The organism is Brachybacterium kimchii (assembly GCF_023373525.1).
In the GTDB taxonomy this organism is placed as follows: domain Bacteria; phylum Actinomycetota; class Actinomycetes; order Actinomycetales; family Dermabacteraceae; genus Brachybacterium; species Brachybacterium kimchii.
Genome location: NZ_CP097218.1, coordinates 3,441,533 through 3,467,820, shown reverse-complemented (window position 1 = coordinate 3,467,820; position 26,288 = coordinate 3,441,533). Strand labels below are relative to the sequence as shown.

Sequence of the window (26,288 nt, the reverse complement as noted above, 5' to 3'; positions counted from 1 at the left end):
TCCTTCCTCAGCAGGGGTGAGCGAGGGCTCAGAGGGCCGACAGGGTGTCGACGACCTCGCGCAGCTCCTCGCGCAGAGCGGGATCGACCTCGCGCGCGGGGGCCGCGCAGCTGCCGGCATCGACGCCGGCCAGGCGCAGCCCCTCCTTGAGGACCAGGGGGAACGTCGCGCGGTCCACGAGCACGCGCAGCGCGCCGAGCGCTTCCTGGAGCTCTGCGGCGCGAGCTCCGTCGCCGGCGCGGAAGGCGTCGTAGATGCCCGCGACGACGCGGGGGACGACGTTGCCGGTGGAGGCGATGGCGCCGTCGGCGCCGGCCTCGAGCGCCGGGAGGATCCGGGCGTCCATCCCCATCAGCACGCAGAAGCCCTCCGGCCGCTCGGCGAGGATCCGCCGCACGCGACCCAGGTCCCCCGCGGAGTCCTTGAGCCCGATGATCCCGTCGACCTCCGAGAGCCGCAGGACCGTCTCGACCTCGAGCTGCACGTGGGTGCGACCGGGATTGTTGTAGAGGACGACGGGAAGATCGGTGCTGCCGGCGATCGTGCTGAAGTGCTCGACGAGCTCGCCCTGGGTGGGCGTCATGAAGTACGGGGTGAGGACGGACAGGGCCTCTACCCCGCCCACCGACTCGACCATGCGCGCGGTGCGGATGCAGTCGCGGGTGGTGATCTCGCTCGCGCCCGCATAGATCGGCACCCGTCCGGCGACGTGCTCGACCGTGATCTCGACGACCCGTCGTTTCTGCCGGTCGTCGAGCGCATAGATCTCGCCGCTGCTCCCGAGGATGAACACCCCGTGGGATCCGCCGTCGATCACATGGTCGAGCACGTGGCGGAGGGAGTCCTCGAGGAGGTCACCCTCCTCGTCGAGCGGGGTGACCAGGGCCGGGATGCTGCCGTGAGGACTGCTCATGCTTCTGCTCCGATGCAGGGGACGATGTGCCGCCCCTACGTTCACATATGTGGACACCAATACACAAGAGTGTCGACGTGCTTCGTCAGGGAATCGTCGCCTCTCCACCGGACGGCGGCTACGATCGGCCCATGGGGAAGAACGAGCAGTCCGAGGTGCCCGGGCCGTCCGGGTTCCGCGAGGTGAAATCCGCCGCGAGGACGCTCGAGGTGCTGGAATACCTCGCCGGTCGACAGGGCATGCTCACGCGCCTGCGCGAGGTCGCCGATGCCCTGGGGGCCCCGCGCTCGTCCACCTACGCCCTGCTCCAGACCCTGGTCGCGTGGGGCTGGGTCCAGACCGAGCCGACGGGGACCTACTACTCCATCGGGATCCGTGCCCTGCTCGCCGGCACCAGCTACATCGACCGCGATCCGCGGGTCCGCCTGGTCCACCCCATCCTGGCCGACGTCTGCTCGACCCTCGGGGAGACGGTGCATCTCGCGCGGCTGGACCGGGATCAGGTGGTCTACCTCGCCACGGTCGAATCCCACGAGTACACGCGCGTCATGCCGCGGGTGGGCCGCCGCCTGCCCGCCGTGCACACCTCACTGGGCAAGGCGATCCTGGCCGAGAACCCTGCCGCCGTGCCTGCGCAGATGGCACCGGCCCTCACCCGGCATTCGCACACCGGGATCGCCGCGCTCGAAGCGGATCTCGACGCCGCACGCGAGAGCGGGCACGCCGTGGACGACCAGGAGAACACCGAGGGACTGCGGTGCTTCGGCTTCGCGCTGCGCTACGACGACCCGGTGGTCGACGCGATCAGCTGCTCGGTGCCCATGGGGCGCCTCACGCCCGAGCACGAGGCCCGCATCATCGAGGTCATGGAATCCGCACGATCCCGGATCGAGGACTCGGCGCCGGTGATCGCGACGCCGATCGCCTGACCGGGCCGCGGAGGAGGAGCCCCGACCGCTCTCGCCCCGCCCCCTGTCTCATCCCTGCGCGCGGCCGAACTCCTGGGCGAAGGCGAGACGGCGGCGCTCCTGCTCGACGGGATCGGGCACCGGCAGCGAGGCGATCAGGCGCCTCGTGTACGGGTCCTGCGGGTCCTGCAGCACGTCCGGGCCGTGTCCCTGCTCCACGAGACGGCCGCGGTAGAGGACGCCGATGCGGTGGGCGAGGGAGTCGACGACCGCGAGGTCGTGACTGATGAACAGCGCCGCGAAGCCCAGGCGCTCCTGCAGCTCGCGGAAGAGCTCGAGCACCGTGGCCTGCACGGACACGTCGAGCGCGCTCGTCGGTTCGTCGGCGATGAGCAGCTCGGGATCCAGCACCAGGGCGCGGGCGAGCGACACGCGCTGGCGCTGCCCGCCCGAGAGCTCGTGCGGGTAGCGGCGGCGGTGCCCGGCGGGCAGCTCGACGGCCTCGAGCAGCTCTCCGACCTTCTGCGAGCGCGCCTGCGCGGACATGCCGCGCTCGTGCACGGCGAGCGGTTCGGCGATGCACTCCTCGATGGTCAGGTGCGGGTTGAAGGAGGTCGCGGGGTCCTGGAAGACGAAGCCGATGCGGCGCCGCACGGGCTTGAAGGCCCGCTCGCGCAGGCCCAGCATCTCGTGGCCCAGCACCGTGAGGCTGCCGCCCGTCGCCTTCTCCAGGCCCGCGATGGTGCGGCCGATGGTGGTCTTGCCGGAGCCGGACTCCCCCACCAGGCCGAAGACCTCGCCGCGGCGGATGGCGAGATCCACCCCGTCGACCGCGCGGAAGGCGGGCCGCCCCAGCCGGCCGGGGTACTCGATGACCAGGTCCTTCGCGGTCACCAGCGGCTCCGCGGACTCGATCGTCCCCTGCTGCTCGCGGGACAGGGCGCTCCAGGCGCTGCGCCGCCCCAGGTGCGGGACGGCCTCGAGCAGGTTCCGCGTGTACTCCTCGCGGGGCTCGGCGAAGAGCTCGCGCACGCCCGCCTGCTCGATCACGCGGCCGTGGTGCATGACGGCCACCCGGTCGGCGAGGTCGGCGACGACCCCCATGTTGTGGGTGATGACGATGATCGAGGTGCCGAAGCGGTCCCGCACGTCGCGCAGCAGGTCCAGGATCTCGGCCTGCACGGTGACGTCGAGGGCGGTGGTGGGCTCGTCGGCCACGATGAGCTCGGCCTCGAGGGCGAGGGCCATCGCGATCATGATGCGCTGCTTCTGCCCGCCGGAGAACTCGTGCGGGTAGCGGTCGATGCGCTCGGCCGGGTCGGGGATGCCGACGGCCGTGAGCGCCTCGATCGCCTTCGCGCGGATCTGCTTGCGCGTCAGCTTCGGCTGGTGGGCGCGCAGCCCCTCCCCCATCTGCCACCAGATCGGGAACACCGGGTTCAGGGCGCTCGAGGGCTCCTGGAAGACCATCGAGACGTCCTCGCCGCGCAGCGCACGCAGGCGCGCGCCGCTGAGGCCGACGACGTCGGTGCCGGAGACGAGCACGGCGCCGGACTCCTCGGCGGTCTCCGGGAGCAGGCCCAGGATGCTGCGGGCCGTGACGGACTTGCCCGAGCCGGACTCGCCGACGACGGCGAGGATCTCGCCGGGGGCGACGTCGAGGCTGACGCCATCGACGGCGTGGACCTCCCCGGCGTCGGTCGCGAAGGTGACGTCGAGATCGCGGATCGCGAGGCGCGCCGGGGTGCCCGCGGACCCGTTCGTGAGCTCGTCGAGGGTCTCGCTCATGCCGTGGCCTCCGTCGAGGTGGTGCCTGCGGGGCCGGTGGCCTCGGCGTCGGTGCGCCGTCCGCCGCCCCGCCGTCTGCGCCGCACGCGCAGGCGCGGGTCGTTGAGGTCGTTGATGGACTCGCCCACGAGGGTCACGCCGAGCACGGCGGCGACGATCGCGAGGCCCGGGAACAGGCCGGTCCACCAGATGCCGGAGGTCGCGTCGGCCATGGCCCGGTTGAGGTCGTAGCCCCATTCGGAGGCGCTCGTCGGCTCGATGCCGAAGCCCAGGAAGCCCAGCGCGGCGAGGGTCAGGATCGCCTCGGAGCTGTTGAGGGTGAAGATCAGCGGCAGGGTGCGGGTGGCGTTGCGCAGCAGGTGGGTGCCCATGATGCGCCGGTGCCCGGTGCCGATGACCTTCGCGGCCTCGACGAAGGGCTCGGCCTTCAGCCGCACCACCTCGGCGCGGATGACCCGGAAGTACTGGGGCACGAACACCACGGTGATCGAGATGGCCGCGGCGAGGATGCCGCCGCCCGCGCTCGACTGGCCGCCGGAGATCACGATCGACATGACGATCGCGAGCAGCAGGGAGGGGAAGGCGTAGATCGCGTCGGCCAGCATCACCAGGATCCGGTCGAGCCAGCCGCCCACGTATCCGGAGATCAGTCCGAGCGCGACCCCGATGAACAGGGACAGCACGACCGCGCAGGCCATCACGGCCACGGCCGTCCGTGTGCCCCAGATGACGCGCGAGAGCACGTCGTAGCCGGCGACGGTGGTGCCCAGCGGATGCGCGCCCGACGGCGGCTGCTGGGTGCCGAAGGAGGCGCCGTCGGCCGAGGTCTCGGCGAAGCCGTAGGGCGCGAGCAGCGGCGCGAACAGCGCCGTGAGAAGCAGGCCGAGCACGAGCACGAGGCCCGCGACGAGCATGCCCCGCTGCAGGCCGACGCTGCGGCGCAGATGGCTGATGATTGGCAGGCGCAGGTACCAGCGCTCGCGGGCCGTGGCGGCGACGACGGCGGCCTCGGCGGCGAGCTCGGTGCCCTCCTGGGCGGAGGGGGACTCGCCGGGAGGCTGGGGCGGGGGGATCGTCATCTCAGTACCTCACTCGGGGGTCGATGAGGGCGGCGATCACGTCGACCAGGAAGTTCGAGATCGCGACGATGACCGCGAGCATCATGACGATGCCCTGCACGGCGACGTAGTCGCGGGCGGTCATGTACTCGGCGAGCATGTAGCCCAGACCCTTCCACTCGAAGGTGGTCTCCGTGAGCACGGCGCCGCCCAGCATCATCGCGATCTGCATGCCCATCACGGTGATGATCGGGATCAGGGCGGGGCGCAGAGCATGGCGCGTGGTCAGTCGCGACTCGCGCACGCCGCGGGAGCGCGCGGAGTCGACGTAGGGCATCTCGAGGGTGCCGATCATGTTCGTGCGCACCAGGCGCAGGAAGATCCCGCCGGTGAGCAGGCCCAGCGCGATCGCGGGCAGGATCGCGTGGCTGACGACGTCCCACAGCAGCGAGGCGTCACCCAGCCGGATCGCGTCCAGCAGGTAGAACGGGGTGGGGTTCAGGATCTTCCCCATGGTCAGCTCGCCCCGGCTGGAGATGCGCCCGGCCACCGGGAGCCAGCCCAGGCCCACGGAGAACACGAGCTTGAGCAGCAGCCCCACGAAGAACACCGGGGTCGCGTACCCGAGGATCGCGAGGACGCGCAGGGCGAGGTCGCCCCAGCGGTCCCGGGCGCGGGCCGCGAGCATGCCGAGCGGCACCCCGATCACGAGCGCCACCACCACCGCGTAGATGACGAGCTCCGCGGTCGCCCCGCCGTACTCCGTGAGGATCTTCGCCACGGGCGTGCGGTCGGTGTAGGTGGTGCCGAAGTCGCCGCGGACCACGCCCCACAGGTAGTCGAGGTACTGGATGATCAGCGGCCGGTCGTAGCCGGCCTCGGCGCGGCGCTGGGCGAGCTGATCAGGGGTCAGGCGCCCGCCGAGGGCCGCGGTGATCGGGTCGCCGGTGATCCGCATGAGGAAGAAGACGACCGTCATCAGGATCAGCACGGTGGGGATGATCAGCAGGAAGCGCGTGAGGATGTAGCGGCCCAGTCCCCCGCCGCCGCGCCGGCCGCGGCCGGCGGTCGCGGAGGGGGCCGACGGGCCGGCTCCCCCCGCGTCGGCCGGTTCGTCCGTGGCGCTGCGCGTGAGGTCCGCGGTCACGGGGCGAGCGGCGCGAGGCGGAGCTTGAAGGACGAGTCGAGGGTGACGCCCTGCAGGTCCTTCGTGGACACGGCGATCTGGGCGCCCTGCAGCAGCGGCAGGGTCGAGACGTCCGTGGCCACCTTGTCCTGGATCTCGACGAAGAGCTTCTCGCGCTCGGCGGCGTCCTGGGTGCCGCGCTGCTGCTCGATGAGCTTCTGCACCTCGGCGTTGTCGTAGTGGTTGGCCAGGAAGTTGTCCTTGATGAAGAACGGCGAGAGGTAGTTGTCGGCGTCCGAGTAGTCGGGGAACCAGCCCAGCTGGTACGCCGGGTAGACGTCGGCCGTGCGGTCCTTGGAGTACTGGACCCACTCGGTGGACTGCAGGTCCACGGCGAACAGGCCGTCGGCCTCGAGCTGGGACTTCACGGCCGCGTACTCGTCGCCCGAGGAGCTGCCGTAGTGGTCGGGGTTGTACTGCAGGCTGAGCTTCACGGGGGTCTCGACGCCGGCGTCGGACAGGCGCTTCTTCGCCTTCGCCGCGTCGGGCTTGCCGGAGCCGTCGCCGTACATGGTCTTGAACTGGTCGCCCGCGCCCGGCAGGCCCTCGGGGATGTACGAGTACAGCGGGGTGTACGTGTCCTTGTAGACCGAGGTCGCGATGGCCTGGCGGTCGATGAGGTCCGCGGCGGCCTGCCGCACGGCCTGGGCTTTCTTCTCGTCGGCGTCCTTCGTCTTCGCGCCGTAGGGCATGGTGTCGAAGTTGAAGACGATGTAGCGGATCTCGCCGCCGGGGCCGTCGTGCACGGCGACCTTCGAGTCCTTCTTGAGGTCCTCGATGTCCGTCGCCGAGAGCGAGCGGAACACGCAGTCGACGTTGCCCTGCTGGATGTCGAGCTTCATGTTGTTCTGGTCGGCGTAGTACTTCAGCGACACGTCCGAGGTCTTCGGCTTCCCGTAGATCCCCTTGTAGTCGTCGAAGGCCTGGAAGGCGACCAGCTCGTTCAGCTTCCAGCTGGCGATCTGGTAGGCGCCGCTGAAGGCCTTGCCCTTGACGATCTCGTCGTCCGCGAGGACCTTGTCGGCGGGGAAGACGTCCTTGTCGACGATCGGGCCGGCGGGGCTGGTGAGCACGTACGGGAAGGTCTGGTCGTTGGGCTCCTTGAGGTGGAACTCGACGGTGAGGTCGTCCTTGGCCTCGACCGATTCGAGGTTCGCGAGCAGGCTCGAGGGGCCGTTGGGGTCCGCGATCGCGAGCTGGCGGTCGAAGGTGTGCTTCACGTCCTCGCTGGTCAGCTCGTTGCCGTTGGCGAAGGTGAGGCCCTCCTGGAGCTTCACGGTGAACACGGTGTCCGAGGTGAACTCGGCGGACTCGGCGAGGTCCGGCTCGGGCTTGCCGTCCTTCGAGCCGATCTTGGTGTTCAGCAGGTAGCCGTAGACCTGGGTCCACACCGTCGAGGAGCCGTTGTCGTACGCCGCGGCCGGGTCGAGCGCGGTCACCTTGTCGGTGGTGCCGACGGTGAGCGAGCCCGACGAGTCCCCGCCACCGCCGTCGCCGCCGTCGTCGCTGGTCTGGGCGCAGGCGGTCAGCAGCACCGGGACGCCGGCGAGACCGAGCAGCACGGTGCGGCGGCGAGGAGTGAGAGCTGCGTCGAACATGGAGATCCTCCGATGGGGGGTGACGGGGGCGGGGCGGGCGCTGGGCGCGAATGTGACCTGTGCCCCACGGCGCATGGTGGACGGAAACCTAGCACCCGGCGCGCGCGAGGGTCGCGTCCTGTGCACGAAGGGTCGATCCCGTGGCCGAATCGTGACGTGCGGCAGGGTCGGCAGCGCCCGGCGGACCGTGTTGCGCGCGGCGGCCCGCAGGCGTACTCATGGGGCATGAGCGACTCGCACCCCGTCCCGGACCTGGCGGACGACCGCAACGACTACCTCGGCGGGTCCCTTGCCGACGCCGCCCCTGCGGACCCGATGGGGCTGTTCGACGTCTGGATGCAGGAGGCGTTCACGCGCCGCGAGGAGCGCGGCGACCTGCCGGATCCCACGGCGCTCGTGCTCTCCACCGTAGACCGCTCCGAGGACGGCGACCCCCGCCCCCGCTCGCGCACCGTGCTGCTGAAGGCGCACGACGCCGCGGGCTTCGTGGTCTATACGAACAAGGACTCCGCGAAGGGCGAGCAGATCGCCGCCGACCCGTGGGCGACCATGCTGTTCCCCTGGTACCCGCTGCAGCGGCAGGTGCGGGTCGACGGGCGCATCGAGGACGTGGCCGACGCCGAGTCCGACGCCTACTGGGCGCGTCGCCCGCGCGCCTCCCAGCTGGGCGCCTGGGCCTCCCACCAGTCCCGCGAGATCGGCGCCCGCGAGGAGCTCGACGCGCAGTACGCCGAGGTCGAGGCTCGTTTCGCCGACGAGGAGGAGATCCCCCGTCCCCCGCACTGGGGCGGGTACCGCCTCGTGCCCGACCGCATCGAATTCTGGCAGGGCCGCGGCGGCCGCATGCACGACCGCATCGTCTACCGGTGGGCCGACGGGACCGCGGCGGCGGACGGCTCGGGTTCCGCCGCTGCCTCCGCGGGCGCCTGGGAGCGCGTGCGCCTGCAGCCGTGACCTCCGGGCTTCCCTCCCGCAGGACCGCTTCCCCGGGACCGGTTCCGCGGTGACCCCGCAGTTCGGGCACCCGGTGCTCACTCCCCGGTAGGGCGCGCGCCTCCGAGGGATCCACCCGCGGTCCGAGCCGCAGGCGACCGCGGAGCGATGTGCGGGATGCCCGCGCGGCGCGAGTCTTGAGGCATGTTCTTCGACGACCTGCTCCGCCGCTTCCGCCACGACTCCGCTCCCCACCGCGACGGCCCCGCTCCCCGCCCCGCGACCAGCGGCACCTCACGCACCGGTCGCACGGATCGCCCCGGCACCCGGCGCCGCGTCCCGTCCACAGCGACGGCACAGCCCGATCACGGGGAGGACGAGGGCCGGGCGCGGGAGGGTCGGGACATGAGCACGCACCTGATCACCTACCGTCCGCTCGATGCCGACCTCGGGGATCCCGGCGCCCTCGAGGAGCTCCAGCGGATCCGCGCCGAGCGCCGCGCCGAGGATCGTCGTCGTCAGCACCTGGCCGAGGCCGCCCTGCGTCACGAGCGCGCCGCCCGCGCGCAGCACCGCTCCGACCGCCGGCGCGCCGCCGGTCGCCACCGGGCGGCCGGCCGCCCCCACCTGCTGCTCTCGGCCTGAGTCCGGGCCGGGACGGACCCGGGTCCGGATCCCGCGGTCGTCAGCGCACGGGGGCGCCCGGGCCGAGCGGGATCCCCAGCAGCCACCACGCGAAGAACAGGAGCGTCCACGAGAGCGTCATGCACACGGCGAGCGGCAGCGTGAAGGCCGCGAGCGTGCCGATGCCCGCCTTCTTCCGGTACTGCTGGAGGAACCCGAGCGCGAGGACGAAGTAGGGGCTCATCGGCGTGATCGCCGTGGAGCCGGAGTCGGCGATGCGGAACAGCGCCTGCGTGGTCTCGGCCGGGACGTCCACCAGCATCAGCATCGGCACGAGCACCGGGGCGGCGATCGACCACATGGCCGATCCGGAGGTGACCAGGACGTTCACGACCGACAGCAGAGCCAGGACCATGAGGAACACGAGCGGCAGCGGCACGCCCGTGGTCTTGAGGACCTGCGCGGAGCCGACGGCCACGACGTCCCCGATGTGCGTCCAGTCGAAGTAGGCCAGGAACTGCGCGATGGAGAAGAACAGCACCAGCACGGGCGCGATCTGCTTGACGCCGCGCGCCATCAGGGCGGGGACGTCCGCCGCCGAGGTCACGGTTCCCGCGAGGACGCCGAAGACGATGCCCGCGAGGGCGAAGGCGAAGCCGACGAGGACGGCGACGCCGTTGAGGAACGGGGAGTCGTCCAGGGTGCCGTCCTCACCGCGCAGCGGGGACGACCCGGGAACCACCGCGATCGTCACGAGCACGGCGACGACCACGAGCGAGAGGATCGCCCACAGCATCGCGCGGCGCTCGCGGGCGGAGATCTCGAGGGACGCCTCGTCGACCTCGGCGTCCTCGTCGGCCTCGAGATCGGGGCGCTTGGCCAGCAGCGTGTTGGTCACCAGGGTGATCACGACGGCCAGCAGGAGCGACGAGGCGATGTTGAAGAACCAGTTGCTGAGCGGGGAGACGTACGCGTCGGGGTCGATGATCCGCGCCGCGGCGGTCGTGATGCCCGCGAAGATCGTGTCGTTCGGGGTGGGGATCGGGCTCGCGTCGTACCCCGAGGCGATCGAGGTGTACGCAACCACGATCCCGAGGATCGGGGAACGGCCGACGGCGCGGAAGGCGACGCCGCCGAGCGGCACCAGGATCGCGTAGGCGGCGGCGCTCGCGACGTGGGACATGGTGCCGGCGAAGGCGACCGCGAACACGACCAGCCACGACGGCACCCGCGAGACGCTCACGCGCATGAGCCCGGAGAGGAAGCCCGTGTGCTCGGCGACCGCGACGCCCATGATCACCACGACGATCGTGCCCATCGGGCCGAACGACGTGAAGTTGTCGATCGCGGTGGACATCGCCATCGCCAGGCCGTCGCCGCTGAGCAGGTTCTCGACGACCACCTTCTTGTCGTCGGCCGGACTGATCACGGAGACGCCGAGGGCCGACATGACGGCGCTCGCGACCCCGAGGATCCCGGCGAGGATCCAGAACAGCCAGAACGGGTGCGGCAGCGCGTTGCCGACGCGCTCGACGACGCCGAGGACCCGCAGCGTGCGCGGGAGCCGGGAGTCGGCATCGGTGGTGCTCGCGGGTGCGGAAGGGGCGGACGGTGAGCTCATGGGATCGACCTCGCTTCGTCGGGGGGTCAGCTCGTGATGGGTGGGGCTGTACGGCGCGCATCCTCGCGCGCCGAGTGCTCAGAGGCGGGACCAGCGCTCCACGAACGCGTCCAGGCGCTCGATGATCCGCGCGAGGATCCGCTCGCCGAGCTCCGCGGTCGCGCGCCGCGGATCGCCGAGCACGCCGTTGGAGCTCAGCTGGTCGTAGGGGCGCGTGAGGGTCGGCTGGGAGAACGAGCGCGCGAGCGCGCTCGTGGGGTCGAGGTCCGCCATCGTGGTGACGCCGGCCTCGAGGAGGTGCTCGCGCACGAGCTCGGGGGCGACGTGCAGCATCTGGGAGGTCTCCGCCTCGCCGCAGTGCCCGTGGATCTCGCTCACGCCGGCCTCGCGGACCACGTCGCCCGCGAGGGAGGTCAGGGGCGACCAGGCGAACTCGAGGTCGCGATCCACGGCGAGCAGGTCCTGGGCCACCGTGGTGAGCGCCGCGTTGTTCCCGCCGTGGCCGGTGACCACGAGGATCTTCCGCCACCCCTGGCGGCGCAGACCGAGGGCGATCTCGCGCACCAGGGCCGTGAAGGTGCTCGTGGTCAGCGTGAGGGTCCCCGCCATGGCCAGGTGGTGCGGGGAGACGCCGACCGGGAGCACGGGGCCGATCACGACGTCGCCGGGGCGTCGGCGCCCCAGGTCCTCGCAGACGGCCTCGGCGCGGATCGTGTCGGTGCCCAGCGGCATCGCGGGCCCGTGCTGCTCGAGCGCGCCGGCTGGCACGAGGACGATGTCCCCGGCCTCGGCGCTCTCCCGCGCCTCCTGGGAGGTCATCTCGGCGAGTCGACGGGCACGGGAGGGCGCTGCGCTCGGGGGCTGGTTCATGACTGGTCCTCCAGGTGGGCGGTGGCGTCGATCGCGTCGCGGATGTGCTCCAGGTGGCCCCTGGTGAGGCTCTCGGCGGCGTCCGCATCGCCCTCGCGCACGGCCCGGAGGATCTCGAGGTGCTCGGCGTGGTCCCGTGCGCGGTCGTCGTAGCTGAAGCGGATCTCGACCTGCTCCTGGGAGCGGCGCTCGAGCAGGGCGTCGATGGTCTGCACGAGCAGGGCGTTGCCCGTGCATCCCGCGAGCGCGACGTGGAAGTGCTGCTCGGGGCGCCCGGCGGGATCCGGGTCGTGCAGCGCGTTCTGCGCCGCGCGCTCCAGGGCGTCGAGGGTGTGCGGTGAGCGGGCGCGGGCGGCCTCGGCCGCGATCCCCGGCTCGATCGCCAGGCGCGCGGCGGCGAGCTCGCGCACGGACTCCCGCGTGATCGGGGGCCGATGGGGGTTCACGATGAGCGCGCGCTCGATGCCGGTGCCCACGTAGACGCCCGAGCCGTGGCGCAGCTCGACGACCTTCGAGGCCTCGAGACGGCGGAGGGCCTCGCGCAGGGTGGGGACGGTGACCTCGAGGCTCTCCGCGAGCCGGCGCGTCGCCGGCATCACGTCGCCGGGGCCGAGCCGCTCGCTGCGGATGCGATCGACGATCTCCTGGGCGAGCTGCTCCGAGAGCGAGAGACGAGGGGTCATGAAGTGACTAGATCACTTGATCGGTGTGTGGGTCAAGTCTCATCGGCCGCGGCCCCGCCGGCGTCAGCCGGCCCGGGCCGCCTGTCGCAGGCGCGGCACCACCATCGGCGTGCCGCTCTGCGGATCCGAGGCCACCTGGGCGTCGAGGTCGAAGACGTCGGCGAGCAGCTGCTCGTCGAGCACGTCGGCCGGGGCGCCCTGGACGACGAGCCGGCCCTCGTGGAGGACCACGAGCTCGTCGGCGTAGCGGGCGGCCTGGTTCAGGTCGTGGAGGACGGCGAGGACGGTGCGGCCGCTCGCGCGCATGTCCTGGCACAGGTGGAGGACCTCGATCTGGTGGGCCACGTCGAGGAAGCTCGTGGGCTCGTCGAGCAGCACGTGCGCCGTCTGCTGGGCGAGCACGAGCGCGATCCACACGCGCTGACGCTGCCCGCCGGAGAGGTCCGTGACCTGCACGTCCGCGAGCTCGGCCACGCCGGTGGCGGCCATCGCGGCGTCCACGGCCTCGCCGTCGCCCGGGAGCCGTCGGCGCAGCGCGGAGCGGTACGGGTGGCGCCCGCGGTCCACGAGGCCGCGCACGGTGATGCCGTCGGGCACGACGGGCTCCTGCGGGAGCATCGCCAGACGCCGTGCGACCGCCCGGGAGCGCTGGGCCTCCAGCGGCTCCCCGTCGAGGAGGATCCGCCCGGAGCGCACGGGCAGCGTCCGCGCCATGGCCTTGAGCATCGTGGACTTGCCGCAGCCGTTCGGGCCGATCACCGCGGTGAAGCGGCCCGCGGGCACCTCGAGGCCGAGGTCGGCGAGGACCGTCTTCTCCCCGTAGCCGACGCTCACGCCCTCGAGGGAGAGGGCCGGGGCCGCGGCGGATTCGGGTCCTATGCTCATGCGCTGTTCCTCCTCCAGGTGCCGATCAGCAGGATGCCCAGGTAGACGCCGCCGAATCCGGCGGTGATCACGCCCACGGGAAGCCCGTCGAGCAGGGGCACGGCCTGCACGGCGAGGTCGGAGACCAGCAGGATCACGGCGCCCACGAGCGCGGAGACCAGGAGGTGGGGGCCGGGCAGGCGCAGGGTGCTGCGGGCGATGTGCGGCGCGGCGAGCGCGACGAAGGCGATGGGCCCGGCGACCGCGACGGCCCCCGCGCACAGCAGCACCGACAGGATGATCGCGCTCGTGCGGGTGCGCACGGCCCCGCCGCCCAGGGCGTCGGCCATCTCGTCGCCCATGTCCATGACGGTGAGGTCGTGGCGCAGCAGACCGGCGAGCGGCGCGCACACCAGCAGCACGATGCCGATCATCGCCGCGTGCTGCATGCTGCGGGAGTTCAGGGAGCCCACGAGCTGCCCGGCGAGCTGGGAGCCGGCGTCGCGCAGCACCACGGCCACCACGTACTGGGTGAGGGCGAGCGCCATCGCGGCCACGCCGATCCCGGCGATGATCAGCCGCGAGGGCGAGGCGAAGCCGCGGCCGGTCGCCGCGTGGACGAGGCCGATCGCGATCGCCGAGCCGGCGAGCGCGCCCATCCAGGTGGGGGCGGGCCCGTCGGAGACGAGGGAGACCAGCGCGATGCCGGCGCCCGCGCCCGCACCGAGCCCGATCACGTCGGGGCTCCCCAGCGGGTTGCGGGTGACGGTCTGGAAGAGGGTCCCGGCGAGGCCGAGGGCGGCTCCGGCGCCCGCGCCGACGAGCACGCGCGGGCCGCGCATGCGGGTCAGGATGATCTCGGCGCGGCGGTCCCCCCCGCCTTCGAGCACCTTCAGGACGTCCGACGGGCCGACGCCGAGCTCGCCGCGGGCGAGGGTGATGACCCCGGCCGCGACGGCGATCGCGGTGAGGACGAGGGCGAGAAGCACGGTGCGGAGCCCCGGCGGGAGCGGAGCCCGGGTCGGGCGGGGCTCGGAGCGGCGCGCGGCGCGCTCGGCGGGAGGCGCGGAGACGGTGCTCATCGGTCGGTCACCGCCCCGCGGCGCACGGCCAGCAGCAGGAACGGGGCGCCCACGAAGGCGGTGACGACGCCGACCATGAGCTCCTCGGGCCGGATGAGGACGCGCGCGAGGACGTCGGAGGCGACCAGCAGCGCGGCCCCGAGCAGCAGGTTGAGCGGCAGCTGCCAGCGGTGGTCGGCGCCGACGAGGCCGCGCACGAGGTGCGGGACGGCGAGGCCGACGAAGGCGATGGGGCCCGCGGCGGCGGTCGCGCCCGCGGCCAGCAGTCCGGCGGCGATGATCCCGGCGCCCCGCACGAGGCGCACCGGGGAGCCGAGCGAGATCGCGACGTCGTCGCCGAGCGCGAGGGTGTTCAGGGCCGGGGCGATGAGGATCGCGATGGCCAGCCCCGTGAGCAGCACGGGGGCGACGGTCGCGAGGGTGGTGAGGTCGGCGCCGGTCAGGGAGCCGACGACCCAGTAGCGGTAGGAGTCGAAGACGCCAGGCATGCGCAGGATGATCCCCTGCACGATGGCGCCCAGCACGGCGCTGACCACGGCGCCGGCGAGCACGAGCGGGACCACGGAGGAGGTGCCCGCCGGGCGGGAGACGAGGTGGACGACGAGCACCGCGAGCAGCGCCCCGGGGATCGCGGCGAGCGCCGCGACCTGCGCGCTCACGGTGCCGAGGACCGCGGTGACCAGCACGATCGCGAAGGATGCGCCGGAGGTGACGCCCAGCAGCCCGGGCTCGCCGAGGGGGTTCCGGGTGAGGGCCTGGATGAGCTGGCCGGAGAGCGCGAGCGCCGCGCCCACGGCGAGTCCGACGAGGGTGCGCACGGCGCGGCCGTGCACGATCAGCTCCATCCGCTCCTCGCCCCGTCCCAGCAGGGCGGCGCGCAGCTGGCCGGGGTCGTCGGCCCGGGCGCCGAGGCACACGCTGGCCAGGCACACCGCGAGCACGAGCAGCACCGCGAGCGCGATCGCGGCGAGCGGCGGGAGCCGGCGCCTGCCGCCGAGGAGCACCCGCCCCGCGCCGGCGGCGGGGCGGGTGCTCGGATCGGACGAGACCGCGGTGCTCACGATCAGACCTTCGCGACGGCCTTCTCGATCAGCGGGACGTAGCGCTCGAGCGCCCACGGGACGGTGAGCGGGTTGATCATCGAGGAGCCCGTGACGAACGCCTGGTCGGTCGGGGCGACGATCGCGCCGGCCTTGATCGCGGGGATGTCCGCGTACAGCGGCTGCGCCTCGACCTCCTTGCGGTTCTTCTCGTCCGAGTAGAACGTGAAGATGAGGTCCGAGTCGTCGAGCATGTCGGCGTTCTCGAGACCGATCATGGCCGAGTCCGTGCCCTCGACCTCGTACTTCGAGATCTCGTCCTTGATGGGATCCACGGTGAGGCCCAGTGCGCTGACCATGGCGACGCGCTGCTCGTCGGGGTAGAACACGCCCAGCGTGCCCTTCCCGGAGTTGTAGATGAAGGAGAACGTGACGTCCTCCCACTCCTTCTGCCGGCGGGAGGCGAACTCGTCCTTGATGCCCGCGATGAGCTCGTCGGCCTTCGAGGGCAGGCCGAGGGCCGTGGAGATCGTGGTGATCTGCTGCTCCCAGGTGATCACCCACGCCTCCTTCTCGTAGGCGACCGTGGGGGCGATGTCCTTGAGGACGTCGTACTGCTCCTTGGTGATCCCGGACCAGGGGGCGAGGATCAGATCGGGGGTGAGCGCGAGGATCGCCTCGGTGTCGAGCTCGGTGGAGCCGGTGATGAGCTCCGGCAGCTTCCCCTTCTTCTCGTCGATGGCCTCGTGCACCCACGGCAGCTGGCCGGAGTCGTCGGCGCCCCAGGCGTAGTCCTCGACGCCCACGGGGATGGTGCCCAGCGCGATGCAGGTCTCGGTGGACCCCTGGCCCAGAGTGACGATGCGCTGGGGCTTCTCGGTGATCTCGGCGGTGCCGAGCGCGTGCTCGATGGTGACGGGGAAGGCGCCGTCCTCGGAGTCGCCGCCGGCGTCGGAGGCGGTCTCGTCCGCCGAGGAGGCTCCTCCGCAGGCGGCGAGCGCGAGGCCGATGGGGGCCGCGGCCGCTCCGGCCAGCAGCGAGCGGCGGCTGGGCCGACGGGCGGGCTCGGGCCGACGGGCCCCGTCGGCGGACAGGGGGCGGGGCGCGAGGGGGCTGCGAGAGAGGGATCGGCGGGTCATGGCGGTGCGGTCTCCGTTCCTGGTGACTGGGGATGGAGCCGGGCCGCGCATCCGGTGGGGCGTCCGCATGCGGGAGGGTCGACGGTGCCTTCGGCGATGCCCGCCGAGGGCAGGTGAGGGTCGACTTCTCCGAGGCTTCGGCGACCCTCACCCTAGAGGGTGGGCGAGGGCCGCCACCACGTCCCACGTGGGGATGCGTGATGGGTCACACCAGGTCAGGACGCGTGCGGACAGGTCAGTCCTGCACTCCCCCGATCCTCTCGGACAGCTCGACGAGCCGGTTCGAGAACCCCCACTCGTTGTCGTACCAGGCGAAGACCTTGACCTGGTCGCCGACGGCCTGGGTGAGCGGGGCGTCGAAGACGGCGGAGTGCGGGTCGCCGACGATGTCTGCCGAGACGATGGGCGCCTCCGAGTAGGCGAGGTACCGGGAGAGCCCGGGGCTCGCGGCGGCGGTGCGGAAGGCCTCGTTCACCTCGTCGGCGCTCCCGGGCCGGGCGAGCTTCGCGGTGAGGTCGGTGATGGAGCCGACGGGCACGGGCACGCGCAGCGAGGCCGCCGTGAGGCGCCCGTCGAGCCGCGGGATGATCCGACCGATGGTCTTCCCCGCGCCGGACGAGGTGGGGATCGTGGAGACCGCGGCGGCACGCGCGCGCCGCAGGTCGGAGTGCGGGGCGTCCTGCAGGCGCTGGTCGCTGGTGTACGCGTGGACGGTGGTCATCAGTCCGGACTCGACGCCGAAGGCGTCGTCGAGGACCTTCACCAGGGGTGCGAGGCAGTTGGTCGTGCAGGACCCGTTGGAGAACACGTCGCCCGTGAAGTCCACGTCGGCGTCGTTGACGCCGAGCACGAGCGCGGGCACGTCGCCGTCGGCGGGGGCGGAGATGATCACCTTCCGCGCACCGGCCGCGAGGTGCTGACGGGCGGAGCCCGCATCGGTGAAGCGGCCCGTGGACTCGATGACGACGTCCACGCCGTGCTCGCCCCAGGGGATGCTCCCGGGCTCGCGCTCGGAGCTGACGGGGATGCGCCGTCCGTCCAGCACGATCGCCCCGTCCTCGGCCGCGACGCCGTCGAGGCGGCCGTTCAGCGAGTCCCATTCCAGGAGGGTCGCGAGCGTCGCCGCGTCGGCGATGTCGTTGACGGCGACGACCTCGACGTCCGCCGCGGAGGCGAGCGCCGCCCGCAGGTAGGTGCGGCCGATGCGGCCGAATCCGTTGATCCCGATGCGCACGGTCATGACCGGCCTTCTTCCTGATCTCCCCGTTCCCGGGGTGCCCGGGATTCCCTGGCGGAGGGGTCCACGGACGCGCTGGTCGCGTCCAGGAGTGCCACGGCGCCGCGGATCGCGGCGTCCATGGGGGCCTGATCGCCCTCGGCGCGGGCGAGCACGTAGCCGCCCTGGATGACGGCCGAGAGCGTGCGGGCGAGGTCCGCGGGGACGACGGTCCCGGGCAGCTCGCCGGCGGCGACGGCGGCGGCGATCGCGTCCTCCCAGCGCCCGAGCATGGTCGCGAAGGCGCCCTGGACGATGCGCGCGAGGTCGGGATCGGTGACCGACTGCGGGTCCTGGGTCATCCGGCCGATGCGGCAGCCGCGCGTGCCGGGCCTGGGGAGGCGGAGGTAGGCCTTCATGCGCTCGAGCGGCGTGCCGGCCTCGACGTCCTCGAGCACCGAGGCCTCGTCGGCCATGGTGCCGGACACGGCGGAGAGGGAGGCGACGGCGAGATCGTGCTTGCCGGCGAAGTGGTGGTACATGCTCCCCTGGCCGACGCCGGCGCGGGTCATCACGTCGCGCGGGCTGGTGGCGGCGTAGCCGCGCTCCCACAGCAGCTCGGACATGGCATCGGTCAGCTTCTCTCGCGCTCCCATGCCACGAGTGTAACAACTAGTATGTACAGAACGCGAGCATCGCTGTTCGCGCAGGTCAACAGGGAGTCTGAGACGGTTTTCCGCTCAGGCGTCGTCGTTCATCGAGGAGGACGCGCGGAGCACCTCGGTGCGCAGGACGTCGATGTCGACGTCGCCCTTCACGCCCGCGACCGAGCCGTCGAAGCGGGTCTGCCACAGCGCCCAGTCGCCCTGGACGGGCCGGGAGCCGTCGTTGTAGAGCCAGTCGGGCCGGTCCTCGGTGGCGTCGAGTCCGTAGTGGTCGCGCCATTCGCGCGAGGAGTAGAGCACCACGCGGCGTCCCCAGGCCTTCTCGACGGCGTCGATGAAGGCCGCGACCTCCTCCTTCGCCTGCTTCGCCTCGGGGCGCTTCTCGCAGGCCCCGTCGAACTCGAGGTCGAGGGCGGGAGGCAGGGCGTCGTCGCTCGGCGGCACGGCCTCCAGGAACGCCTTCGCCTGGTCGGCCCCGGGCGAGCAGAGCGTGAAGTAGTGGTAGGCGCCGGGGGTCACGCCGGCGCCGCGCGCGCCGCGCCAGTTCGCGTTCAGCTGCGGGTCGGTGAAGCCGGTGCCCTCGGTGGCCTTCATGTACGCGAAGGAGATGCCGTCGCCGCGGACCTTCGTCCAGTCGATCTCGCCCTGATGGGCGGAGACGTCGATGCCGAGGGCCTCCTCGCCGCCGAGGCTCGCGTCCTTCGGCAGCTGCGAGAGCGCCGGGGCGTCGGCCGGGGTGGCGGGGACGCTCATCGCGGAGTCGTCGGCCCCGCCGCCGAGGGCTCCCCCTCCCCCGCCGCCGTGGCGTCCCAGGATCGCGCTGCACGAGATCACGACCAGCAGGATCACGAGCGCGAGGCATCCTCCCGCGACGATCTGGCGGCGTCGCACCTGCTCACGGGTGAACTTCTGGCGCGGTCGCGAGCGCGGGCGCACGGGATCGCCGGGTCGTGGGGAGCGGTCGGGGGGCGGGGAGGACGTCATCGGTCTCGGGGCCTCCGGTGGGGGCGGGTGGCGCGGTGCGGCGGGCGTCCTCCGGCGCGGGGATCCGCGCGGGCGGACGGTCGGATGCTCCGGCCGACGGGATCAGCGGGCGTGCAGCTCGACGAAGGCGCGCAGCAGCTTCGCGGCGTGGTGGACGTCGACGGGGCGCACGCGCTCGATCAGCTCCTCCTCCTCGGCCGGGTCGAAGTAGCCGTTGTCGCGGTAGGCGCGGATGCGGAAGACGAGTCCGTCGTTGTCCAGCTCGGGGTGGAACTGGGTGGCGTACTGCGAGGTGCCCACTCGGAACATCTGCACGGGGCAGCCCTGGCCGGTGGCCAGCAGCACGGCGTGCTCGGGCAGCACGTGCACGGCCTCCTTGTGGCCCACGAAGGCGAGGAAGCTGTCGGGGACGCCTGAGGCCCTGATCAGCGGGTCCTCGCGACCGGCGTCGGTGAGCTCGACGTCGATGCCGCTCACGGGCTCCCCGTAGGTGCGGTCGACGATCGCGCCCTGATGGACGCCCAGGGTCCCGACGCCGTAGCAGGCGCCGAAGAAGGGAAAGTCGGCCTCGACGACGCGGTCCAGCAGCTCCCCCAGCTCGCGCTCGGCGCGCACCTGGTCGGAGGACTTCGAGGCGGCGTCGTCCGAGGTGTTGTACGGGCTGCCGCCGACGATGATCCCCGAGATCTCCTCGAGGTCGACGGGCGGCATCGGCGTGCGGTCGAGCTGGATGTGCTGCAGCTGCTCGGCCTCGAGGCCCGTCAGGCGCAGCACTGCCTCGTACTCGGACTGCGCGACCTCGTCCTCGGGACGCGTCGCGATGAGAAGGAACGGTTTCACCCGGTCATTGTCACTCAGGGGCACCGCCGGGAACGGACAGACGGCACATCTCGGCGCGGCGCGGCGTCCGGTGTATTCGCTCGCCATCCCCGGTCGCGCCCCGCTAGCGTCGCCGGGGTGAGCACGCTCCCCTCCACGAACCCCTACGAGGATCCCGAGTCCGCGCGGCTGTACGACGCCGAGAACTCCGGGCGCGAGGACGTCGAGTTCTATCGGCGCCTGGCCCGCAAGCTGCGCGGCACCGCGGCGCGCGGGGCGGACGCCCCCTTCACGGTCCTCGACATCGGCTGCGGCACGGGGGTCCTCTGCGTCGATCTCGCGGCCGACGGCCACCGCGTGCTCGGCGTCGATCCCGCCGGGGCGATGCTCGAGATCGCGCGCACGCGTCCCGGCGGCGAGCGCGTGACCTGGATCCTCGGCTCCGCGGACGCCGCCCCGGAGGCCGAGGCGGACCTCGCGGTCATGACCGGGCACGCCGCCCAGCAGATCGTCCCCGCGGACGCGTGGCACGCGCTGCTCGCGAGCGCCCATCGGGCGCTGCGTCCCGGCGGGGTGCTCGCCTTCGAGAGCCGCGACCCGCGCCGGCGACCGTGGGAGCACTGGACGCCCGAGAGCACGCGCGGCGACTTCCCCCACCCCGACGGCGGCGTGTTCACCAGCTGGGTCGAGCTCCTCGCGGTCGACGAGAGCGGGGCCGACGGCGTCGTCGAGACGCACCGCGGCATCACGGAGCGCGAGGGGTCCGCGCGACGCAGCGCCGAGGAGACGCTGATCTTCCGGCCGCTCGAGGTGCTGCGCGCGGACCTCGAGGCCGCAGGCTTCGCCGTGGAGCAGGTGCACGGCGACTGGTCCGGCGGACCCGTCACCGACGCGACTGCCGAGCTGATCCTCCTCGGGCGCCGGGCATGAGCACGAAAGGCGACCATCGCTCCGATCCCAGCCCCGGACCCGAGCCCGCACCCAGCCCATGTCCTGAGCCCGAGTCCGGGCCCGAGCCCGGACCTGCGCCCGGACCGACGCAGTTACCACGGCCGTCGGGCGCGCAGATCCTCGCCGCCCGGGACGTCGCGGCCCAGCGCCTGGGCGTCACGCTGGGCGCCGCGTTCCCCGAGGGCTCGACGGGCTGGGTGGGCGCGGCGACCGGCGCCCGCGGCGAGGACCTGGTGCTCAAGGTCGCCTGGGCGCACGAGGAGGCCCGGGACGAGGCGCTCGGGATGAGCATCTGGTCCTCCGGCCCGGACTCCGGGCGGGAGGAGCCTCGACCGATCGTGCCGCGCGTGCTCGAGGCCCGCCGCGAGGGCGCGCTCAGCGTGCTGCTCATGGAGCGCGTGCGCCCCGGCACGACGCTCGCACGCAGCGGGCTCCCGCCCCAGCGGGAGGACGAGGTGGTCGCGGGGCTGCTGCGTCGCCTGTGGATCCCCGCCGACGACCTCCCCGGCGCTCCCGAGCACGGCTTCCGCCCGCTCGCGCACATGTGCGCCTGGTGGGCCGACGAGGCCGCCGAGCGCCTCGCCCGCGACTCCCGCGGCCTGCCGGAGGAGCTGGTGCGACGGGGCCTGGACCTGTTCCGCGCGCTCCCCCGCGAGCACGGCGTCCCCGAGGTGCTGCTCGCGACCGATCTGCACCACCACAACGTGCTCGCAGCGGGCGGCGAGGGGCCGGATCACGGCGGCTCCTGGCTGGTCATCGACCCGAAGCCGTACGTGGGCGACCCGCACTACGACCTGCTGCAGCACATGTTCAACGCCGAGGACCGCCTGGTCGAGGACCCGTCGGGCTTCAGCGCCCGGATGGCGCGCCTGACGGGCCTCGACCCGGAGCGGACGGCGCGCTGGCTGCTCGCGCGCTGCATCCAGGAGGCGCCGGGATCCGCTGCCGCCGCCCGCGCCGCGCTGCGCCTCGCGGCCGACGGGATCTGAGCGGGCGACCGGATCAGCCGGTCCGGCGCCGGCACGGCTCCTGCGCGGCTACCGGGTGCGCTCCCACGGGGCGGGCTCGTACCGGGCGAGACCCGGTGCGGCCTGCTCCACCTGCGCGCGCAGGAACGGCTGGAGCGTCGGCCCCCATCGAGTGTTCAGCCGGTTCAGCTCGGCGAACATCGCGCCGACGGGCCAGCGCGGCGGCAAGAGCTCGACGGGGAGGTGGGGATCGGCGAGCACGACGCGCATGACCTGCTGGTAGAGCGCGTTCCATCGTCCGAACACGTCCCAGAGGCGCGCCTCGTCGGCGGGCGGATCGTCACCGCAGGCCTCTCGGCCCTCGAGCCCCTCGTGCCCCTGGCCGCCGGGACGGCGCTCGAGCTCCACGCTCCCCCGCAGCTCGCGGATCCGCGAGGTGAGGTCCTCGGCGCGGCGGGCGACGTCGGCGAGATCCCACGTCGCGCCCGCCATCCCCCGCGCCTCCTCGACGGTCTCGGGGGTGATCAGCACGCGGTGGAGGACGGCGCCCTCGGGTGCCTCGCCCAGTTGGCCGAGCACGGTGTCCGTCTCGGCCCGGACGCTGATCAGCACACCGGGGCGCAGGGTCCCGAATCCGTGGAAGTCTGCGTAGTAGGTGAGGCGGTCGCGGAACCAGCGTGCGCTCTCGGGGACGTGGTGGACGATCCCGTGGAAGCTGCCGGACCAGGCGGGAAGCGTCGCGGTGCCCTCAATCTGCCGGTATCGGCGCGCGAGCGGGGCTCCCAGGGAGTAGACGCCCACGCGTCCGTAACGCTCGACGTCGAGGCGACCCATCCTCACCATCTTCGCGAGCGTGCTGCGAGCTGCGGACTCGGTCATGTGGAGGCGGCCGAGCAGGCGCAGCAGGCCCGGTCCGGGAAGGCTCGCGGCCGTGAGCGCGCCGAAGACGAACCCGACGTCCTGCGCGCGGTCGGTGCGCCGATAGCGTTCGAGATCCGTCACCGTTCTCCTCACGTTCCGTGCAGAAGTAGCCCTGGCTCGTGGCCGACCCTACCGTGAGAACACGTCTGGTCTGCGACGATGTCGCGCTTCTGCGGCATCCGGACGGGTCGGCACTGCAGCACAGGGACTCGCAACGGAGGTTCCCATGAGCTCGAACCAGATCTATGCCCGGTCGGCGCTGAACGGCGCCGTGGCCGGGGTGATCGCCCTGGCCGCCGCGATCATCGGATTCGGCGTGCTGGGCGGCGCGTCGGTGGGCAGCGCGCTCCTGATCGGCATCGCCTTCGGCGTGGTCGTCTTCGCCCTGGTGGGCGCGATCAACTACTTCGTCCTGCGGGCGAAGCACCCGCGCGAGCGCCCGCCGGAGCGCATGGCCTGAGACCCCGCGGGGCTGCGACCCCCGGATCGAGACCCCTCGCTGGTGGTGGGGCGGGTCGCGGAGCAGCGTCGCTCCGCGACCCGGGGGACGGCGTGCTCAGGTGCTCGAGTCGCCGGGCTCCGGCGCCCCGAGCAGCGCGCGCAGCTCCGGGGTGAGTCCCTCGACCTCGACGCTCCGGGGCCCGCGCCGGAAGGTCTCCGGGGTGACGACGAACCGCTGGTGCTCCACGGCTCGGCCGTTCTGCTCGATGACCTCGGTGCCGTTGTCGACGTAGCCGCAGGAGCGGGAGACGCCGTAGGAGCGCTCGTTGCCGACGACCGCCGCGGACTCCGCCCGCACTGCGCCCAGGTGGTCGAAGGCGAGCACGAGCACGGCGCGGCGCATGAGACCGCCGTAGCCGCGCCCCTGCATGTCCCGTGCGAGCCAGGATCCCGAGGTCACCGTGCGGCGCACGGCGAACTGCTTCGCGTCGAGGTCCTGGCAGCCGATGAGCCGGTCGTCGGCCCAGATGCCCAGGGTCAGCGACCAGCTCTCCGGGGTCAGCTCGCTGCGTAGGCGCCATTGGAAGCGCAGCGCCTCGCGGATCCGCTCCTGCTCGGGCCGGGCGTACCAGGGGAAGACGTGCGGGGCGTCGGGGTCGGCGAAGATCGGCCGACGCAGCAGCTCGGCGTACTCCGGCAGGTCGCGATCGGCGAGGACCCGCAGGGTGAGCGGGCCGGAGCGCACCCGCAGGGCGAAGGGCGGGTGCAGGGCGTCGAGGTCCGGCGGGAGCCCGGGGGACATGGACGGATCGGGCGTCGGCGAGGCGGGCATGCGCCCAGAGTAGAGGCGCATACCCTGCCCCCATGAGCATCGACGTGCTGCTGAGCGGGTTCGAGCCCTTCGCGGGGGCCACGACGAACGAGTCGTGGGAGGCGGTGCGGCGGGCCGCGCCGCTCCTGGAGGCCCGGGGTCTGAGCGTGGGGACGGCATGCCTGCCCGTCGTGTTCTCCCGCGGGGCCGACATGCTGCTCGAGCAGGTCACGGCCCGTTCGCCGCGCCTCGTGATCGCGACCGGTCTCGCCGCGGGCCGGCGCGCGATCACTCCCGAGCGGGTCGCGATCAACGTGCAGGACGCCCGCATCGCCGACAACGACGGCCGCTCCCCCATCGACGCCCCCTGCCTGGACGGCGGCCCGGTCGGATACTTCTCGACCCTGCCGATCAAGGCGATGGTCGAGGCCGCGCGGGACCTCGACGTGCCGGCCGCGGTCTCGCAGACGGCCGGGACGTACGTGTGCAACGACGTCTTCTACCGGCTGTGCCATGCGCTGCAGGCGGACGCGAGCACGGCCAGCGGTGGGGGCGTCGCCGTCCGCGGCGGGTTCGTCCATGTCCCCTCGGCCGACGTGGTGGGCGCCGACGACGCCGCACGCGCCCTGGTGGCGATGGTCGAGGCCGCTCTGGGGTCGGATCAGGACGTCCGGATCACCGGCGGTGTGGAGTCCTGAGAGGGTTTTCCACAGAGAACTCCACACCTGGGGACGAATGACAGGTTTGTGATTCCGCACGGTGGAGGGCTTCGTACCGCAGGTCATGGGGGCTGTCGCACGGTGTCGACGCCTGTTGGACACCTCCGGTCCACAGGTTCGAGGCCTCCGTCCCCCGAGATTCCACACACGATCGGCAGTTGTCCCCAAAGTTATCCACAACTGGGGATAATCACAGGCATGTGATTCCACAGCCCGGGGGTCGGCTCGACCGTCGGCGACTCGGCACGCCGGCTCCTCAGCCCATCGGCCCCTCGCCGTCGGCCCCTCGCGATCGGCCCGTCGGACCCGCGGCCCGCCGCCTCAGAGCAGCGGCAGGTACCCGGCGGGGACGGTCGCGATCTTCACCGCGATGAGCACGAGGCACAGCACGAGCCCCGCGGCGAGCACGCCGCCGTGGATGAGCGCCGAGCGGCGCGCGAGGGCGGCGCGGTCGGCGCCGGGGCTCGCCTTCGGGCGCAGCGCGAACATCACCGCGGTCAGCGCCGTGCCCATCACCAGACCGCCCAGGTGCCCCTGCCACGAGATGTTGGGGATCGTGAAGGTGATGACGAGGTTCAGCCCGATCAGCACGAGGATCTGCGTGGTCTCCGCGCCCATCCGCCGGTTCACGATCAGCAGTGTGCCGAACAGGCCGAAGATGCCGCCGCTCGCGCCGAGCGTCGCCCCGACCCACGAGGAGGACATGGGGTCGGCGAACAGGAGCACGGCCACCTGCCCCGCGAACAGGGAGAGCATGAAGATCGCGCCGAAGCGCCAGTGCCCGAGCGTGCGCTCGAGGTGCGTGCCCACCAGGTACATGGCGTACATGTTCAGCAGCAGATGGAACACGCCGCCGTGGAGGAACCCCGAGGTGATCAGGGTCCAGGGCATCGCGAGGGTGCGCACGGGGGCGTAGATGAGGGCCTGCTCGACGGCGCCCCCGGGGATCAGGGTCTGGCCGAGGAACAGCACCACGCACAGGCCGATCACGCCGTAGGTGAGGAACGGGGTGGAGCTGCCCATGCGGCCGCCGGCCATGTTGCGCGGGCTCGCCGAGCGCTGCTGCGCGGCGAGCTCCTTCTCGCAGTCCACGCAGAGCATCCCCACGGGTGCGGGGCGCTGGCACTCGCCGCACGCGGGCCGGCCGCAGCGCTTGCAGCGCACGTAGCTCACGCGGTCGGGGTGGCGGGGGCACACGGGCCCTCCCGCCTGCTCGCCTCCCGGGATCTGGTGCGCAGGCAGCGAGGCATCGTCCGCGGCGCCCGCGGAGGAGCCGCCCGTCCCGGCCGCAGCGCCGTCGGCCCCTCCGGCTCGTTCGGCGTCGCCGGCGGAGTAGCCGTAGCTGGGTCGCGGGCGCTGGGCCGGATCCGGGTCGTCGGCGCCGTAGCCGTAGGTGGGTCGGTTCTCCATGCCCCCATTCCTACATGAGGCACCGGGGAGCACGCCGAGGCGCGACGGCGCTCCGGGTCACAGGTCGAATACATCG

General features: G+C 72.6%; 26 protein-coding genes. 7 read left to right on the top strand and 19 right to left on the bottom strand.

The window, feature by feature from the left end:
* Nucleotides 1–28: 28 nt before the first annotated feature.
* Nucleotides 29–913 carry a dihydrodipicolinate synthase family protein gene (locus tag M4486_RS15750; RefSeq protein WP_249478228.1) on the bottom strand — a complete coding sequence of 295 codons (885 nt, stop codon included), beginning with the start codon at nucleotides 911–913 and terminating at the stop codon, nucleotides 29–31.
* Nucleotides 914–1,044: 131 nt separating this feature from the next.
* On the opposite strand from M4486_RS15750, the gene M4486_RS15745 reads away from it, so the two are divergent.
* The gene (locus tag M4486_RS15745) at nucleotides 1,045–1,842 is read left to right on the top strand and encodes an IclR family transcriptional regulator (protein WP_249478227.1); all 798 of its coding nucleotides are present in this window, start codon (nucleotides 1,045–1,047) and stop codon (nucleotides 1,840–1,842) included.
* A 48-nt stretch (nucleotides 1,843–1,890) separates the two neighbouring features.
* Here the strand turns inward: M4486_RS15745 and M4486_RS15740 are convergent, their stop codons facing one another.
* Genes M4486_RS15740 through M4486_RS15725 form a run of 4 tightly spaced genes read right to left on the bottom strand, consistent with a single transcriptional unit; the run spans nucleotide 1,891 to nucleotide 7,451 of the window.
* On the bottom strand, nucleotides 1,891–3,609 hold the full coding sequence (locus M4486_RS15740) for an ABC transporter ATP-binding protein (protein ID WP_249478226.1): 1,719 nt from the start codon (nucleotides 3,607–3,609) through the stop codon (nucleotides 1,891–1,893).
* On the bottom strand, nucleotides 3,606–4,688 hold the full coding sequence (locus tag M4486_RS15735; RefSeq protein ID WP_249478225.1) for an ABC transporter permease: 1,083 nt from the start codon (nucleotides 4,686–4,688) through the stop codon (nucleotides 3,606–3,608). The genes M4486_RS15740 and M4486_RS15735 overlap by 4 nt, the downstream gene beginning before the upstream one ends.
* 1 nt (nucleotide 4,689) lies before the next feature.
* Entirely contained in the window at nucleotides 4,690–5,814 is a 1,125-nt protein-coding gene (locus M4486_RS15730; RefSeq protein WP_429798305.1) for an ABC transporter permease, read from the bottom strand.
* Nucleotides 5,811–7,451, bottom strand: a complete 1,641-nt coding sequence (locus M4486_RS15725; protein WP_249478224.1) for an ABC transporter substrate-binding protein — start codon at nucleotides 7,449–7,451, stop codon at nucleotides 5,811–5,813. The genes M4486_RS15730 and M4486_RS15725 overlap by 4 nt, the downstream gene beginning before the upstream one ends.
* A 225-nt stretch (nucleotides 7,452–7,676) precedes the next feature.
* Here M4486_RS15725 and pdxH point away from each other — a divergent pair, with 225 nt between their 5' ends.
* Both pdxH and M4486_RS15715 read left to right on the top strand, forming a co-directional pair.
* Nucleotides 7,677–8,405 (top strand): pyridoxamine 5'-phosphate oxidase, encoded by a 729-nt coding sequence (pdxH, locus tag M4486_RS15720; protein ID WP_249478223.1) that lies wholly within the window; start codon nucleotides 7,677–7,679, stop codon nucleotides 8,403–8,405.
* A 183-nt stretch (nucleotides 8,406–8,588) separates the two neighbouring features.
* A complete protein-coding gene (locus M4486_RS15715) occupies nucleotides 8,589–9,029 on the top strand; it encodes a hypothetical protein (RefSeq protein WP_249478222.1) in 441 nt (146 codons plus the stop codon).
* A 40-nt stretch (nucleotides 9,030–9,069) separates the two neighbouring features.
* On the opposite strand, the gene M4486_RS15710 is transcribed toward M4486_RS15715, so the two are convergent.
* From M4486_RS15710 to M4486_RS15660, 11 genes are all read right to left on the bottom strand, one after another.
* The gene (locus M4486_RS15710; RefSeq protein WP_249478221.1) at nucleotides 9,070–10,629 is read right to left on the bottom strand and encodes an AbgT family transporter; all 1,560 of its coding nucleotides are present in this window, start codon (nucleotides 10,627–10,629) and stop codon (nucleotides 9,070–9,072) included.
* Nucleotides 10,630–10,707: 78 nt separating this feature from the next.
* Entirely contained in the window at nucleotides 10,708–11,499 is a 792-nt protein-coding gene (locus tag M4486_RS15705) for a creatininase family protein (RefSeq protein ID WP_249478220.1), read from the bottom strand.
* Nucleotides 11,496–12,182, bottom strand: a complete 687-nt coding sequence (locus tag M4486_RS15700; RefSeq protein WP_249478219.1) for a FadR/GntR family transcriptional regulator — start codon at nucleotides 12,180–12,182, stop codon at nucleotides 11,496–11,498. Before M4486_RS15700 ends, M4486_RS15705 begins: the two co-directional genes overlap by 4 nt.
* Nucleotides 12,183–12,245: 63 nt before the next feature.
* On the bottom strand, nucleotides 12,246–13,067 hold the full coding sequence (locus M4486_RS15695) for an ABC transporter ATP-binding protein (RefSeq protein ID WP_249478218.1): 822 nt from the start codon (nucleotides 13,065–13,067) through the stop codon (nucleotides 12,246–12,248).
* A complete protein-coding gene (locus tag M4486_RS15690; protein ID WP_249478217.1) occupies nucleotides 13,064–14,128 on the bottom strand; it encodes a FecCD family ABC transporter permease in 1,065 nt (354 codons plus the stop codon). Before M4486_RS15690 ends, M4486_RS15695 begins: the two co-directional genes overlap by 4 nt.
* Complete coding sequence (locus M4486_RS15685; protein ID WP_249478216.1) at nucleotides 14,125–15,189, bottom strand: FecCD family ABC transporter permease; 1,065 nt, start codon at nucleotides 15,187–15,189, stop codon at nucleotides 14,125–14,127. Before M4486_RS15685 ends, M4486_RS15690 begins: the two co-directional genes overlap by 4 nt.
* 2 nt (nucleotides 15,190–15,191) lie before the next feature.
* Nucleotides 15,192–16,307 carry an iron-siderophore ABC transporter substrate-binding protein gene (locus M4486_RS15680; RefSeq protein ID WP_249478215.1) on the bottom strand — a complete coding sequence of 372 codons (1,116 nt, stop codon included), beginning with the start codon at nucleotides 16,305–16,307 and terminating at the stop codon, nucleotides 15,192–15,194.
* A gap of 235 nt (nucleotides 16,308–16,542) precedes the next feature.
* Nucleotides 16,543–17,547, bottom strand: coding sequence for a type I glyceraldehyde-3-phosphate dehydrogenase (gene gap / locus M4486_RS15675; RefSeq protein WP_249478214.1), 1,005 nt, complete (start codon nucleotides 17,545–17,547; stop codon nucleotides 16,543–16,545).
* Complete coding sequence (locus M4486_RS15670; RefSeq protein WP_249478213.1) at nucleotides 17,544–18,179, bottom strand: TetR/AcrR family transcriptional regulator; 636 nt, start codon at nucleotides 18,177–18,179, stop codon at nucleotides 17,544–17,546. The genes gap and M4486_RS15670 overlap by 4 nt, the downstream gene beginning before the upstream one ends.
* Nucleotides 18,180–18,263: 84 nt before the next feature.
* Nucleotides 18,264–19,172, bottom strand: a complete 909-nt coding sequence (locus tag M4486_RS15665; protein WP_249478212.1) for a GH25 family lysozyme — start codon at nucleotides 19,170–19,172, stop codon at nucleotides 18,264–18,266.
* 102 nt (nucleotides 19,173–19,274) lie between these two features.
* The gene (locus M4486_RS15660; RefSeq protein ID WP_249478211.1) at nucleotides 19,275–20,012 is read right to left on the bottom strand and encodes a glutamine amidotransferase; all 738 of its coding nucleotides are present in this window, start codon (nucleotides 20,010–20,012) and stop codon (nucleotides 19,275–19,277) included.
* Between the two features lie 117 nt (nucleotides 20,013–20,129).
* On the opposite strand from M4486_RS15660, the gene M4486_RS15655 reads away from it, so the two are divergent.
* Both M4486_RS15655 and M4486_RS15650 read left to right on the top strand, forming a co-directional pair.
* On the top strand, nucleotides 20,130–20,921 hold the full coding sequence (locus M4486_RS15655; protein ID WP_249478210.1) for a class I SAM-dependent methyltransferase: 792 nt from the start codon (nucleotides 20,130–20,132) through the stop codon (nucleotides 20,919–20,921).
* Nucleotides 20,918–21,931: an aminoglycoside phosphotransferase family protein gene (locus M4486_RS15650; RefSeq protein WP_249478209.1), complete on the top strand. Its 1,014-nt coding sequence runs from the start codon at nucleotides 20,918–20,920 to the stop codon at nucleotides 21,929–21,931. Before M4486_RS15655 ends, M4486_RS15650 begins: the two co-directional genes overlap by 4 nt.
* Before the next feature lie 48 nt (nucleotides 21,932–21,979).
* Here M4486_RS15650 and M4486_RS15645 read toward each other — a convergent pair whose 3' ends face one another.
* Nucleotides 21,980–22,912, bottom strand: coding sequence for a hypothetical protein (locus M4486_RS15645; protein WP_249478208.1), 933 nt, complete (start codon nucleotides 22,910–22,912; stop codon nucleotides 21,980–21,982).
* Nucleotides 22,913–23,057: 145 nt separating this feature from the next.
* Here M4486_RS15645 and M4486_RS15640 point away from each other — a divergent pair, with 145 nt between their 5' ends.
* Nucleotides 23,058–23,291 carry a hypothetical protein gene (locus M4486_RS15640; protein ID WP_249478207.1) on the top strand — a complete coding sequence of 78 codons (234 nt, stop codon included), beginning with the start codon at nucleotides 23,058–23,060 and terminating at the stop codon, nucleotides 23,289–23,291.
* A 96-nt stretch (nucleotides 23,292–23,387) separates the two neighbouring features.
* Here M4486_RS15640 and M4486_RS15635 read toward each other — a convergent pair whose 3' ends face one another.
* Nucleotides 23,388–24,104 (bottom strand): GNAT family N-acetyltransferase, encoded by a 717-nt coding sequence (locus M4486_RS15635; RefSeq protein WP_249478206.1) that lies wholly within the window; start codon nucleotides 24,102–24,104, stop codon nucleotides 23,388–23,390.
* Nucleotides 24,105–24,136: 32 nt separating this feature from the next.
* Here M4486_RS15635 and M4486_RS15630 point away from each other — a divergent pair, with 32 nt between their 5' ends.
* Complete coding sequence (locus M4486_RS15630) at nucleotides 24,137–24,781, top strand: pyroglutamyl-peptidase I (protein WP_249478205.1); 645 nt, start codon at nucleotides 24,137–24,139, stop codon at nucleotides 24,779–24,781.
* A gap of 342 nt (nucleotides 24,782–25,123) precedes the next feature.
* On the opposite strand, the gene M4486_RS15625 is transcribed toward M4486_RS15630, so the two are convergent.
* Nucleotides 25,124–26,212 (bottom strand): rhomboid family intramembrane serine protease, encoded by a 1,089-nt coding sequence (locus M4486_RS15625; RefSeq protein ID WP_249478204.1) that lies wholly within the window; start codon nucleotides 26,210–26,212, stop codon nucleotides 25,124–25,126.
* Nucleotides 26,213–26,288 lie beyond the last annotated feature (76 nt).

What these genes read in the sequence shown, in the direction of transcription:
- M4486_RS15750 (WP_249478228.1), bottom strand. Translation starts at nt 913, where the DNA reads ATGAGCAGTCCTCACGGCAGCATCCCGGCCCTGGTCACCCCGCTCGAC.
- M4486_RS15745 (WP_249478227.1), top strand. Translation starts at nt 1,045, where the DNA reads ATGGGGAAGAACGAGCAGTCCGAGGTGCCCGGGCCGTCCGGGTTCCGC.
- M4486_RS15740 (WP_249478226.1), bottom strand. Translation starts at nt 3,609, where the DNA reads ATGAGCGAGACCCTCGACGAGCTCACGAACGGGTCCGCGGGCACCCCG.
- M4486_RS15735 (WP_249478225.1), bottom strand. Translation starts at nt 4,688, where the DNA reads ATGACGATCCCCCCGCCCCAGCCTCCCGGCGAGTCCCCCTCCGCCCAG.
- M4486_RS15725 (WP_249478224.1), bottom strand. Translation starts at nt 7,451, where the DNA reads ATGTTCGACGCAGCTCTCACTCCTCGCCGCCGCACCGTGCTGCTCGGT.
- pdxH (WP_249478223.1), top strand. Translation starts at nt 7,677, where the DNA reads ATGAGCGACTCGCACCCCGTCCCGGACCTGGCGGACGACCGCAACGAC.
- M4486_RS15715 (WP_249478222.1), top strand. Translation starts at nt 8,589, where the DNA reads ATGTTCTTCGACGACCTGCTCCGCCGCTTCCGCCACGACTCCGCTCCC.
- M4486_RS15710 (WP_249478221.1), bottom strand. Translation starts at nt 10,629, where the DNA reads ATGAGCTCACCGTCCGCCCCTTCCGCACCCGCGAGCACCACCGATGCC.
- M4486_RS15705 (WP_249478220.1), bottom strand. Translation starts at nt 11,499, where the DNA reads ATGAACCAGCCCCCGAGCGCAGCGCCCTCCCGTGCCCGTCGACTCGCC.
- M4486_RS15700 (WP_249478219.1), bottom strand. Translation starts at nt 12,182, where the DNA reads ATGACCCCTCGTCTCTCGCTCTCGGAGCAGCTCGCCCAGGAGATCGTC.
- M4486_RS15695 (WP_249478218.1), bottom strand. Translation starts at nt 13,067, where the DNA reads ATGAGCATAGGACCCGAATCCGCCGCGGCCCCGGCCCTCTCCCTCGAG.
- M4486_RS15690 (WP_249478217.1), bottom strand. Translation starts at nt 14,128, where the DNA reads ATGAGCACCGTCTCCGCGCCTCCCGCCGAGCGCGCCGCGCGCCGCTCC.
- M4486_RS15680 (WP_249478215.1), bottom strand. Translation starts at nt 16,307, where the DNA reads ATGACCCGCCGATCCCTCTCTCGCAGCCCCCTCGCGCCCCGCCCCCTG.
- gap (WP_249478214.1), bottom strand. Translation starts at nt 17,547, where the DNA reads ATGACCGTGCGCATCGGGATCAACGGATTCGGCCGCATCGGCCGCACC.
- M4486_RS15670 (WP_249478213.1), bottom strand. Translation starts at nt 18,179, where the DNA reads ATGGGAGCGCGAGAGAAGCTGACCGATGCCATGTCCGAGCTGCTGTGG.
- M4486_RS15665 (WP_249478212.1), bottom strand. Translation starts at nt 19,172, where the DNA reads ATGACGTCCTCCCCGCCCCCCGACCGCTCCCCACGACCCGGCGATCCC.
- M4486_RS15650 (WP_249478209.1), top strand. Translation starts at nt 20,918, where the DNA reads ATGAGCACGAAAGGCGACCATCGCTCCGATCCCAGCCCCGGACCCGAG.
- M4486_RS15640 (WP_249478207.1), top strand. Translation starts at nt 23,058, where the DNA reads ATGAGCTCGAACCAGATCTATGCCCGGTCGGCGCTGAACGGCGCCGTG.
- M4486_RS15635 (WP_249478206.1), bottom strand. Translation starts at nt 24,104, where the DNA reads ATGCCCGCCTCGCCGACGCCCGATCCGTCCATGTCCCCCGGGCTCCCG.
- M4486_RS15630 (WP_249478205.1), top strand. Translation starts at nt 24,137, where the DNA reads ATGAGCATCGACGTGCTGCTGAGCGGGTTCGAGCCCTTCGCGGGGGCC.
- M4486_RS15625 (WP_249478204.1), bottom strand. Translation starts at nt 26,212, where the DNA reads ATGGAGAACCGACCCACCTACGGCTACGGCGCCGACGACCCGGATCCG.